Here is a 12,437-nt window from a genome sequence, read left to right as displayed (position 1 = left end):
CGTCTTTTTCCTTCTTTTTATTTTTTTAGTAGTTCATTCCTATACTCTGTTGGCGTCATTTTACATTTTTTCTCGAATTGCGTAACAAAGTAGTCTGTACTACCAAAGCCGACATTTTCAGCAATTTCATAGACTAGCATATCCGTCTGACGTAATAGCTTCTTTGCTTCATCCATTCTTAGCTTTAAAACAAACTCTTTAAAATACATGCCAAAGGTTTTCTTAAACAGTTGTCCCATGTAAACTGGGTTCATATAAAATTGTCTCGCAATACTTTTCAAGCTTATGTTTTTGTGGTAATTACTTTCAACGTAAGCTTTTACTTTATATATATCTCCTTTCATATTTTCCTTCCTTAGCTCTTGGATCATATCTGTCCCTTCAATTATAAATTCACGGAATACTTTTTTTAGTTCATCTAACGTTAAATGATATTTTTCCCAATTCGTCATCGCTTCTATCGTAGACATGCTTTTCACGTTTCCATCCATACTATTAATTGTTTCTATAATTCCATGAACACAACGATTAATGGAGGTCCTTATCGCCCAAGGTGCAAACCTTCTTGACTGAAATTCGCTAAAAATTAGTGCGATTACTTTTTCTAGCTCGTTTATATTTTTTTCCTCCATTTGCTCTATCAGCTTGACATAAAGTGACTTATTTATATCGTTAAATGTTATTGGGATATTCATTACGTTCTCATAAGATATGACATCCTTGTCTTCCACTATATATTTATAGCTCCTTATTCTATTCGCTGTTTCGTATGAATGCTTGATGGAAAATAATTTCGATACTTTAGTTCCTATAAAAGCAGTTATCGGTTGATTGGCTTTTCTATTCACCTCTTTACTAATTCTTGAAACGAATTGGACAATATCATGATCAAATTCAATCAAATGGTGCGCGGCAATAAGTATGCCTATTGCATTTTCCTCATGTTCATAAATCGCTAGCGGTTGATTATTTTTTTCTATGTCCGATAACGCATCAACAATAATATTACTCAGACACTTCCTCTCCTTATCCGGAGTAACTTTATTTGGTGTGACATTATTCTTTTCAAAGATAACGTAATAAAAAAATTGACTTTGATCCATTTTTAACGCTCTAGACCACTTAGAAATTTCGCCTTCTTTTACCGCTTCATCAAACACATTGACTATTAACTGGCTTAAATATAGCTTATCTTTCGCTTTCCTAGCAGTCCTTTCCATTTCTAAGCGTCGATGTAGATCGGTTAAAATACCTTCAAACTCTTCCTTATCAATCGGCTTTAAAACAAAATCAACGACACCATACTTCACGGCCCTTTGAGCGTAGGAAAAATCATTATAACCGCTAATAATAATAAACTTCGTATCATGATCTAGGGTTTCTCGTACTTTTTTGATAAGCTCTAATCCGTCGACAATAGGCATTTTAATATCAGTAATTACAACGTCTGGGCTAATTTGTTTTATGACTTCAAACGCATCTTCACCATCATCCGCTTCTGAGACAACATCATAACCACACTTCTCCCATTCAATGAGACTTCTTAATCCTTTTCTAACAAAAACTTCGTCATCGACTAAAAGCACCTTATACATACGAACCACCTCTATTCTCATATTTTATAATTTATACATACTATTGAAAAATATGTAAAATATTAATCTATTATACACTATAAAGTAAACGCTTTCATTAACTTAAAGAAAAACAAAAAGAGTGAACTTCAAAAGATCTGTCCTTTTGAAGTCCCTCTTACACCGATTAAATCAACTAAATTTGTGATATAAGTAAAAATTTTCTTTCTAAATTAGTCTTTTTTTCCTTCTTCCTGACTACTTTATATGAAACAAATCATTACTCTCGTATAGTCACCTTATTTTTCCTTCTAAACACAATAAGAATTGTTGTTCCAAGCAGTAGTAACAACGAACCAAGCGCGATCATATTGTAATTATTCGTTGCTGTTCTAGGAAGCTCATCACCTTTACTTCCTTCTTCTGTTTCGTGTTGTCTTTCAGAGCCACCCTCTCCCCCTATTACTAGGCTATCCTCTTCTCCTGGGGTACTTGGTTTTCGTTCTTGATCACCTGGTTTTAATGGATCATCCACTGGTTTCTCTTGATCCGTTTCTGGCTCAAGAACGAATTGTAATTCACCGAACTGAGATGTGCTTTGATATGATTCACCTGTCGGATCATTCCATGTCACTACACTATTTCTTACTCCGTCTCCATTTTCATCGTTGTTTACTTGAATATCAAAGCCGATAACAGTACCTTCAACTGGTTCGATCGCTTCTAGCTTTATTGCTGCTTCTACAATATATCCTTCTTCCGTTATTGCTGTAGCACTTCTAAATGTATCGGACCCAAACCCATTAATGCTCACTTCATTCTCAAAGTTGACACGGAATTGTCCATCATCAAGCTGATAATAATTTGTTTTTTCATTATTTTGGTCAACGAAAATTTCTACTGAATCTTGCTCCCATTCATTATTACTTACATTGCTTAATTGACTATCTGTCACTTCAGCGAAAACATATAAATATTCATCGTCCCACAATGCTCTTACGCTAGCGGTAGAGCCACTCTCACCTTCAACCCAAGTATCCGTCTCGAAGACAGTAGCTATTTGCCAAATATCATCTAGTTCGCCATTGATTGTTGGTGTACCATAATAAGCAATTTCTGATTTAGGCTCCGGTATCGATGGTCTTTCTGGAGCAACATAATTATCATCAATGACAGTATAGTAAGCTTCTTTCGCCTTTAAATCCTGATCAAAAACAAATGGTGCATCGACACGGTTGGCGACTCCTCTGCCGTGTAGCCAAGTATGGTCGTCCGCTATTCCCCAAAAGACAACACTGCTCACTTGATCACTCACACCTCTTAACTGTTTGAAAAGCTCTCCGTACGCCATCGCCACTTCTTCGTGCTTAGATGCAGGTATGTCAGCATAACTGAAAAACGCTTCATTATTACCGGTGTAAATACTAATATCTAGCTCTGTAATTTGATTATCTAATCCAAGCTCAGTAAATCGTTCAATAGATGCTATGACAAGCTCTATCGAAGAGTTTATATTTAAATGTGTTTGATGCCCTATACCATCAATAGGAATTCCTTCGTTTTGCATCTCCTTGACCATCTCGTAAATGAATTCTCTTTTCTGCGGATTGTGTGTGTTGTAATCGTTGTAGTATAGCTTTGCATTTGGATGGACATCATCCCCAAGTGCTGCTAATGCTTCTGCAGTCGCTTCAAAAGCTTTATGAATGAACTCTGTACCCGTAATTAAATAATATTCACTTTTTCTGAAACCATCCTCTTCAGTAGGAACAATGACTTCGTTCACAACATCCCACGAATCAACACGATCTCCATACCTTCCAACTACAGCATGGACATGATCTTCTATTCTTTGAAGCAGCAACGCCTTATTTGCTTCTAGATTATCAGGGTCAGCTACTACACCATCAACAACCATTGGATCTCCATTAGCATCTAGAAACATCCAGCTTGGTGATTGACTATGCCATACGAGTGTATGAAAACGAACCTTTAATCCGTTTTCTTCAGCATAATCAAACATTGCATCTGCATTCACCCAGTTAAATTCACCCTCTGTTGGCTGTATTGACTCTGGCTTCATAATATTTTCTGCAACGAGCATGTTATAATGCTTTTCCAGCATTTTTCCGTGCTGACCAGCTGTATGGCGTGGTTCAACTGCTGCACCAATGTCAAAATGATCTGCAAATACGTCTTTTAACGGTGCTATATCTTCTAGCTCATCAGGAACCCTAACCTCTGCCTTAAAGTCATCTATATAAAACGATACGCCTGTCTCTTGATTTTCGTCATAAGGCTCTTCGACATAGAAATACAAATCGCTTACGTTTCCAGTTAATGTATATGTTCCTTGTAGCAATACCCATTCATCCGCTGTTACTTCAGTTGGGTTAATTACTGGTGGATAATAATTTGTAGAGCCAGAAATAGTTTCTGCTCGAGATATTTGTAAGCTCGTAGGCGTTTCCCCTGGTGCTAATTTCACCCATACGCTAATGTCGTACGTATGGCCTGCATACATATGATCGAGGAAATCGAGCTTCGCACTGTGAAAGGAGCCTTGACGATTAGATATTAGTAAGCTTCTTTCCCCATTTTTTGCTGTATCTGTCGTTACGGTCAATTCCTCTGGGCCTTCTCTCGGCTCCCACCCTTGAGTTGTACCATCCTCAAAATCCGTGAATGCAGCAACCCTTTCCTCAACGGGCACGTCAATGATGTCATCATCGCCCGTTTCTGTTGGCGGTGATATCATCGTAATTGTAATCGTATTAATATAAAAATCTTCGGTGTTACCTTCTATTTCAAAATAAAGAGTTAACTCTCCCTTTTCCTCAGTAATAGAATATTCACCCGATAACGCCACCCAGTTATCATGCGTCACTCTTTTGTTATCAATCCAATTGTAATTTGCATCCCCACCAATAGATTGATCAATCATTGCCATTACCAAATTCCCATCTTCTTCAGTAGTAGTTGCACGCTTCATGTGACCTGTTATTTCATACGTAGCACCAATTTCAAACAGCTCTCTCACATTCAGTGCGGGACTATGCCAATTTTCTGTTCTACCTTCAACGAAGATGCTGTGCTCTCCTGATTGCCCATTTCCCTGTACTACTTTCGGTGTTATCCCTCTACCAAACCAGCCTTGTGTCGTTCCATCCTCAAAATCAAATTCGGCTACAATCTCTGGAACGAAGCTATCATCTGCCGGAGAAATTTTCGTAATAGAAATAGAATCGATATAAAAGTTTTCCGTGTTGTTTTCTATTTCAAAATATAATACTAGGTCTTCTTTTTCATCTGTTATCGTGTATTCCCCTCTTAACTCTACCCAATCAGTCTGAGAGGTTTCTCTACTATTAATCCAGTTGTATTGCGCATCTTCTCCAACAGATTGATCAATCATTGCCATAACAAGCTTTTCTTCAGATGTTGCCTCAGCGCGTTTCATATAGCCAGCTATCTCATATGTAGCCCCAATTTCGAGCATTCCTTGTAAGTCTAACGCCGGACTATTCCACCCCTCAGTTCTTCCATCCACGAAAAGGCTATACTCTCCAGAATGTGCTTCGTTGTCCACGACTTCAAGATTTGCTTCTCTCCCAAACCACCCTTGCGTCGTTCCATCATCAAAGTGATATTCTGCAATAATCTCTCGTTCAAAGCTGCCAATTGCTTCTACAGAAGATTGTGCTGTCATTATTCCTGGTGGCAAAACTAACAAAATTACGAGTAACTGAATAAAAAATAGTTTTACATGCCTTCTTTTCATTGTATTACCTCCCATTTTAGTTTTACCTTACGCTCTGTTTTCACGATCTTTTCGAAAAAACAGTATGAAACAGTCTAAATATATAAAGCGCTTACATTTATAGAAACCCCATAATCTAAAGTTCTCACTTCGAAAACTATAGTACCTATGTAGTTTACTTTTATAAATGATAGATTTCGTTGAAAATTAGACGTAATAGGACTGTTTTCTTTTATTAAATTGCTGTTCTTCCTAATACATGTGGTGTAATTTCCCCCTGTTCATTTGTAAATAGTCAATAGCATTACACGGATCCCCTTCGTAGAAACAAAAATACCCACTATAAGAAATAGACTAATTCCTAGTCATTTCTTATAGTGGGCCCGCAGCAAGTGTATTGTACATAAGCCTCCTCTTGCTTTTTTACCATATCACTCGTGTTCTTCTTCTCGGCTTCTTATGAGTAATAGCACTCTTGGTATTTGTACTTGGACTTTGAGAGACATCATTTTTTTCGTTTTCTAACTTCTCTTTTTTCCTTTCTAATCTAGTAAATGCCATATGGGCACACCACATGACCATCATCCCAAGCATACTTGGACCGAAAAACGGAATTAAGCCAGGAATGTACGTAAAGAGCTGATACATTAGCAGTAGGCCGATTATTAAAGTAATCATGGCTAAAGGATTCACGAGACCAACAATGAAACTAGCCTTTAAGTATTGCATGAGCTTTAGCTCATAATGAACGTAAGTTGGGATGAGAAAAACAAGCGTAACGGTATATACAATGAGCCCAATATACCAACCTAAGCTTAAAATAGTATGCACTGGCCCTTCAATTGTTCCTAAATACATATAATTAAAAACAATGACATAAGCACCGAATGCAAATAGTAAACCTATTAGATTTATTCTTATAAATCCTTCTTTGTAGGCATTTAAAAATGTTTTAAATATAGCTATATCAGGTTCTCCCATTAACCACTTTCTCATAACGGTAAGCATTGCTAATGTCGCTGGTAAAAAGCCAAGTATTCCAAAACCTAATACCGTAAAACCAAGCCAAAGTAAGTTAACATACGCCATTTTCCATATCCAATCACAAGAACGATAAAATGGACTTGCCATCCAACTAACATTCATTCCTCTCACCCTTTATGTAATATAATTTTGTGTCACAAAAACTCAGCTAAAATTTGTTCTGCCAGTTCCTTATAATAACTCGATCTTACAACTGCTCCGATTAGTGGTGCTGGTAACTCCAATCCTAAATCAGTAATTAACGTAGAATCATTATCTAATGGGACAGCATATAAATGCGGATCACCTGTTTCATGATCATCTAATACAAATTCTTCTATTTCTGCTTCATCTCCAAAATTATTCCGTAATTCCTCTAATGGGTGTAGACCATATGGATCTAGCAAAACATGTCTTAATGATTCATCTATAATAAAAATATCTACATCTCTAGCAACAATCTCTAAAGTTAATTTCTCATGTGAGATAGGATATATTTGAACAATAATTTCAATATTGTCAGGGTCCTCATCAGCTCTACGAATAATGTCTTCAATATAAGGAATAAAGTTAGCTTCGTAGCTATTTGGTACTTCTGATAAAAACATTATTTGAAGCTTACCACTGCCATCACTTGCTTCAGAACCACAACCAGCTAACAGGAACAAAGATATAAGTACCATTATCATCGCTCGTATTTTCATTTTGTTACCCTCATTTCTTTGTAAACGCTTTCTTAAACTATACAAAACTCTCACTTATTAATAAAGAGAGTAAACTATATTTCTCACTGTAAAAAATTTAGGATTTTCTTTAGTTTTTAAAGTTTTTTCTATATTTTAAAGAGTTACTATACGTCATTAGTTTGTTAAAATGCTACAAAATGGGGGGATTTTATGAAAATAATTAATGATAAGGATAATCAGTATTTTAGTAATAACTGGAATTATTGTATTGGTACTGGGCGACTTGGCCTAGCTTTACAAAAAGAATATTGGGATCACTTAAAGCTTGTTCAGGAAAAAATTAGTTTCCAATTTATTAGAGGGCATGGCCTACTTCATGATGATATCGGTATTTACCGAGAGCTAAATCTCCCAGATGGTTCAACTAAGCCATTTTATAATTTCACGTATATTAACCGCATTTTTGATAGTTATTTACAATTAGGACTTAGGCCGTTTATTGAATTTGGATTTATGCCTCAAGCATTAGCATCTGGCGATCAAACTATTTTTGCTTGGGAAGGAAATGTCACTCCCCCAAACGACTATGACAAGTGGTATAACCTTATCCATGCTGTAGTGTCCCACTTCATTGATCGATATGGCTTGGAAGAAGTGAAGAAATGGCCGTTTGAGGTATGGAATGAACCTAATTTGGTCAACTTTTGGAAGGATGCGAATAAAGAAGAATATTTTAAACTGTATAAAATAACTGCATCTGCTGTAAAGGATGTTTGTCCTGACTTAAAGGTTGGTGGCCCTGCAATTTGTGGAGGGTCTGATGAATGGATTACAGATTTCCTTACCTTTTGTAAAAATGAAAACGTTCCAGTTGATTTTGTTTCTAGACATGCTTATACATCAGCTAAACCGCATAAGGTAACACCTGAGTATTACTATCAAGAATTGTTTGATTGTGATCATATGTTAGATGAACTAAAAGAGGTAAGAGAGTTAATTCATTCGTCACCTTTCCCTCATTTACCTTTTCATATTACAGAATACAATACATCCTATAGTCCTATTAATCCTGTCCACGACACTCCATTAAATGCTGCTTATTTAGCAAGAGTTTTAAGCGAAGCAGGGGATTACGTTGATTCCTTTTCCTATTGGACATTTAGCGATGTCTTTGAAGAAGCCGATGTACCTAAAGCGCAATTTCATGGTGGATTTGGCTTAGTAGCATTAAATGGCATACCAAAACCGACCTACCACCTGTTTAGCTTTTTCAATAAGCTAGGCGAAATAATACTTCATAGAGACACAGAATGTATTGTTACGAAGCGCGGGGATGACTCTATCACTATAGTTGTTTGGAATGTCGTGATGAAAAAAGGACATGACTTTAACAAAGATATGTCTATTGACCTACCATTTCCATATAAAGAAGCTTTTATTAAACGTCAAACAATAGATGAAAATCACGCAAATCCATGGAAGGTATGGAAGCAAATGGGGAGGCCTCGTTTTCCTAAACAAAATGAAATAGAAACGTTAATAGAGGTTGCAAAGCCCCAAATAAGAACAGAAAGAAAGCTTGTTATTGATGGTAGATTACCACTCACCATTACCCTTACTAAAAATGAAGTATCTTTCATTGAAATAAGCCGTGTGAAAGATGAGACGGAAACATATATCGAGCTAGACGATAGTTTAATACCTTCCTACTCAAAGGAATGGAGCTCATAAGGAGGATCATATCATGACAGTAAAAAACGGCGCTTTCAATACTGGAGATTACCGTAACATTTTTAAGGAAATTGGCTATGATAATTTAGAGATTAATAGAAAAATTGAAGATACTTGGGATAAACTGTTTGGAGATCATGAAGAAACAAAGATTTACTATGAGGTTGGCGAGGATCTTGCTTATATGCTTGATACTGGTAATATAGACGTCCGAACAGAAGGTATGTCTTATGGGATGATGATGGCTGTACAACTCAATAAAAAAGAAGTATTCGATCGTTTATGGAAGTGGACGGTAACTTACATGTTTATGACTGAAGGAGAGAATGCTGGGTATTTTGCGTGGTCTTGTCTCCCAGATGGATCGAGAAACTCGAATGGACCCGCACCGGACGGAGAAGAGTACTTCGCATTAGCTCTTCTGTTTGCTTCCCATTGTTGGGGAGATGGAGAAGAGCCATTTAACTATAGTCAACAAGCGAAATCTCTATTGCATACAGTCCTTCATAAAGGCGAGGGTGGTCACGGCTATCCGATGTGGAATCTAGAAAATAAACTAATTAAATTTATTCCAAATTGCGAGTTTAGCGATCCATCATACCATCTTCCCCATTTTTATGAGTTATTTAGTTTGTGGTCAAATCCAGAGGACCGTCCGTTTTGGAAAGAGGCTGCATCAGCAAGTAGGGAATATTTAAAAATAGCTTGCCATCCTGAAACTGGGTTGGCACCAGAATATGCATTCTACGATGGAAAGCCTAACCACATACGAGGTTTTGGTCACTTTTATAGTGACTCGTATCGTGTAGCAGCTAATATTGGTTTAGACTATGAGTGGTTCCGTGGTGATGAATGGGAAGTAGAAAATGCTAATCGAATACAAGCCTTTTTTGCAGATAAAAAACCGGCAGATTATCGCCGCTATACTGTAGATGGAAAGCCCTTCGAAGAAAAATCTCTCCATCCTGTTGGTTTACTAGCAACAAATGCAATGGCTTCGTTAGCTGCTGACGGAGAGTATGCTCACGACTGCGTGAAGCTTTTTTGGAATACGCCTGTTCGAACAGGCAAAAGGCGTTATTACGACAACTGCTTATATATGTTTAGTTTACTAGCTTTGAGTGGGAATTTTAAAATTTGGTTTCCTGAGTAAACTTAAGTAGGGTGGCTGCTGTGTTCTAGTTAAAGCTTTTGTACTTTTCCTAGGATAGGGCAGCCTTTGTTTTTGTTATGCTGATCGGAAGGTTGTGGGGGGGTGGGGGAGCTTGACTCTACAATCACGTGTAGTTTTTTTATGGGGTGGATTTCAAATGAGGTTTCATACTTTTGCACTGGGGTCTAATGGGCTTTTATACTTTGTTTTATATATCCCTTCAGCACGAGCCTATCTTGCTAACGGGACTTTAAAATACTCTTCATATCCCTTTAGCACTGAACTTGCCTTCTAATGGGCTTTTAAACTTTGTTTTATATCCCTTCAGCACGAGCCTATCTTGCTAACGGGACTTTAAAATGCTTTTCATATCCCTTTAGCACTGAACTGGCCTTCTAACGGGCTTTTAAAATCTATTCACCTACCTTCAACATTGACCAATCTCGCTAACTTTCTTTAGAAACAATTACATCTCATGCAATACATCACTTTCCTATCTTTATTACTTTTTAAGCAGTATACATCTGATCGTCCCCACGCTGTTACATCTATAATAATTCATAAACATTAACAAAATTTGTTACTTTTTTCTCTTTTTTTACGTAAATATATTTGAACACAAAACATCCAAATAACAAATCTAAAGGAGTAGTATTTTGATGGAACAACAGCAAACTTCTCTTAAACCTTTTATTAAACTAATACTTTCTACTAAAATTCCTAAGCTCGCATTTGGAATTGGATTAATAGGTAGTTTCATTACTACTATTGTAGGCTTGTCAATCCCACTTTTAACGAGAGAAATGGTAGACGGCTTTTCCATGGACGCTTTAAACATCTACCTCATTATTGCTATTATTTTAGTTTTTATTTTGCAAGCAATTACTGACGGAATATCTATGTATGCTTTAGCGTATGTAGGACAAAAAATTGTTGCTCGCTTACGTGAAAGGATGTGGTTTAAACTTTTGCGCTTACCTGTTAGTTACTTTGACAAAAACACTAGTGGACAAACCGTCAGTAGAGTTGTTAACGATACAGGCATTGTGAAGGATCTTATTTCCCAGCACTTCCCTCAATTTATTAGTGGAATTATCACCATTATTGGTGCTGTTATCATTTTGTTCATTATGGATTGGAAAATGACATTACTTATGTTCCTTGCGGTTCCTATTACCATCGCGTTTATGGTTCCACTTGGTATGAGAATGTCTAAAATTTCACGTGGACTACAAGATGAAACTGCTAATTTTACAGGAAACGTGCAGCAAACATTAAGTGAAATACGCTTAATGAAGGCATCAAACGCTGAACGAACAGAAGAAAAAAAAGGCATTGCAGGTATAAATAAGCTTTTTTCCTACGGGCTACGAGAAGGGAAAATATTTGCACTTATATCACCACTGATGTACCTCGTTGTCATGGTTGTTATCGTAATCATTATAGGATACGGTGGTATTCGAGTCGCCGATGGTACAATGACGACTGGTTCTTTAGTCGCTTTCTTACTTTACTTATTTCAGATTATTTTTCCAATTACATCCTTTACGATGTTTTTTACTCAATTACAAAAGGCAAAAGGGGCTACTGAACGGATTATCGACATACTTGAAGTTGACGAAGAAGCTGGTCAAGAAGGAATAGATATGGACATATCTAACAAAGCAATCTATGTGAAAAATGTTTCTTTTTCCTATAGTGAGGAAGAGCAGGTTATCAAAAATGTTTCCTTCGATGTGCAGCCAGGTACGCTGGTTGCGTTTGCTGGACCTAGTGGTGGAGGAAAAACGACGTTATTTGGCTTGTTAGAGCAATTTTATGAACCTACCACTGGTCAAATTTTTATCGGCGATACCCCTATCCAAGACATATCTATGTACTCTTGGCGAAACCAAATTGGCTATGTTTCACAAGATAGTCCGATGATGGTAGGAACTATCCGTGAGAACTTATGCTATGGCTTAGAGGATAGAGCAAATATTAATGATGAGAAGCTTTGGGAAGTTGCAAAGATGGCTTACGCAGATCAGTTTATAAAAGATTTTCCAAATGCCCTCAATACAGAAGTTGGTGAAAGAGGCGTTAAGCTTTCCGGTGGCCAACGACAACGAATTGCGATTGCACGTGCATTTTTAAGAGATCCAAAAATTTTGATGATGGATGAAGCCACAGCTAGTTTAGACAGCCAATCAGAAGGAATAGTACAACAGGCACTGTTCCGCCTCATGGAAGGACGAACTACATTTGTAATAGCCCACCGCTTATCTACAATTGTAAATGCAGACAAAATCATATTTATTGAGAACGGTGAAATCACTGGGGTTGGCACTCACGAAGAGCTCGTACAAACACATGAACTTTATAGGGAATTTGCAGAACAACAATTAACTTAAGAAAAGACTAAAAACGAGCTTCGGGAAGCTCGTTTTTAGTCTTTTCTTAAATGCGGTGTAGAAATGATGCCACATGTCTTTAATGTAGTAGTGAGTGTCCTTCTCACTACTACGCAT

General features: G+C 37.1%; 7 protein-coding genes. 3 read left to right on the top strand and 4 right to left on the bottom strand.

Annotated elements, in window-relative coordinates; genetic code table 11:
* Window positions 1-17: 17 nt before the first annotated feature.
* The 4 genes from BCELL_RS02870 to BCELL_RS02855 all read right to left on the bottom strand — a co-directional run bounded on the left by BCELL_RS02870 (window position 18) and on the right by BCELL_RS02855 (window position 7,061).
* Window positions 18-1,595, bottom strand: coding sequence for a response regulator transcription factor (locus tag BCELL_RS02870; protein ID WP_013487165.1), 1,578 nt, complete (start codon window positions 1,593-1,595; stop codon window positions 18-20).
* Window positions 1,596-1,854: 259 nt separating this feature from the next.
* Window positions 1,855-5,355 carry an endo-1,4-beta-xylanase gene (locus BCELL_RS02865; RefSeq protein ID WP_013487164.1) on the bottom strand — a complete coding sequence of 1,167 codons (3,501 nt, stop codon included), beginning with the start codon at window positions 5,353-5,355 and terminating at the stop codon, window positions 1,855-1,857.
* A 402-nt stretch (window positions 5,356-5,757) separates the two neighbouring features.
* Window positions 5,758-6,480: a YesL family protein gene (locus tag BCELL_RS02860; RefSeq protein ID WP_013487163.1), complete on the bottom strand. Its 723-nt coding sequence runs from the start codon at window positions 6,478-6,480 to the stop codon at window positions 5,758-5,760.
* Window positions 6,481-6,512: 32 nt separating this feature from the next.
* A complete protein-coding gene (locus BCELL_RS02855) occupies window positions 6,513-7,061 on the bottom strand; it encodes a hypothetical protein (RefSeq protein ID WP_013487162.1) in 549 nt (182 codons plus the stop codon).
* A gap of 192 nt (window positions 7,062-7,253) precedes the next feature.
* Between BCELL_RS02855 and BCELL_RS02850 the strand changes: the two genes are divergently transcribed.
* The 3 genes from BCELL_RS02850 to BCELL_RS02840 all read left to right on the top strand — a co-directional run bounded on the left by BCELL_RS02850 (window position 7,254) and on the right by BCELL_RS02840 (window position 12,320).
* The gene (locus tag BCELL_RS02850) at window positions 7,254-8,774 is read left to right on the top strand and encodes a GH39 family glycosyl hydrolase (RefSeq protein WP_013487161.1); all 1,521 of its coding nucleotides are present in this window, start codon (window positions 7,254-7,256) and stop codon (window positions 8,772-8,774) included.
* 13 nt (window positions 8,775-8,787) lie between these two features.
* Window positions 8,788-9,927 carry a family 8 glycosyl hydrolase gene (locus tag BCELL_RS02845; RefSeq protein ID WP_013487160.1) on the top strand — a complete coding sequence of 380 codons (1,140 nt, stop codon included), beginning with the start codon at window positions 8,788-8,790 and terminating at the stop codon, window positions 9,925-9,927.
* 659 nt (window positions 9,928-10,586) lie between these two features.
* Entirely contained in the window at window positions 10,587-12,320 is a 1,734-nt protein-coding gene (locus BCELL_RS02840; RefSeq protein WP_013487159.1) for an ABC transporter ATP-binding protein, read from the top strand.
* The last annotated feature ends 117 nt before the right edge of the window (window positions 12,321-12,437 follow it).

Source organism: Evansella cellulosilytica DSM 2522 (assembly GCF_000177235.2).
Lineage (GTDB): Bacteria > Bacillota > Bacilli > Bacillales > Salisediminibacteriaceae > Evansella > Evansella cellulosilytica.
This window is presented reverse-complemented; position numbering and strand designations above follow the sequence as displayed.

What these genes read in the sequence shown, in the direction of transcription:
- BCELL_RS02870 (WP_013487165.1), bottom strand. Translation starts at nt 1,595, where the DNA reads ATGTATAAGGTGCTTTTAGTCGATGACGAAGTTTTTGTTAGAAAAGGA.
- BCELL_RS02865 (WP_013487164.1), bottom strand. Translation starts at nt 5,355, where the DNA reads ATGAAAAGAAGGCATGTAAAACTATTTTTTATTCAGTTACTCGTAATT.
- BCELL_RS02860 (WP_013487163.1), bottom strand. Translation starts at nt 6,480, where the DNA reads ATGAATGTTAGTTGGATGGCAAGTCCATTTTATCGTTCTTGTGATTGG.
- BCELL_RS02855 (WP_013487162.1), bottom strand. Translation starts at nt 7,061, where the DNA reads ATGAAAATACGAGCGATGATAATGGTACTTATATCTTTGTTCCTGTTA.
- BCELL_RS02850 (WP_013487161.1), top strand. Translation starts at nt 7,254, where the DNA reads ATGAAAATAATTAATGATAAGGATAATCAGTATTTTAGTAATAACTGG.
- BCELL_RS02845 (WP_013487160.1), top strand. Translation starts at nt 8,788, where the DNA reads ATGACAGTAAAAAACGGCGCTTTCAATACTGGAGATTACCGTAACATT.
- BCELL_RS02840 (WP_013487159.1), top strand. Translation starts at nt 10,587, where the DNA reads ATGGAACAACAGCAAACTTCTCTTAAACCTTTTATTAAACTAATACTT.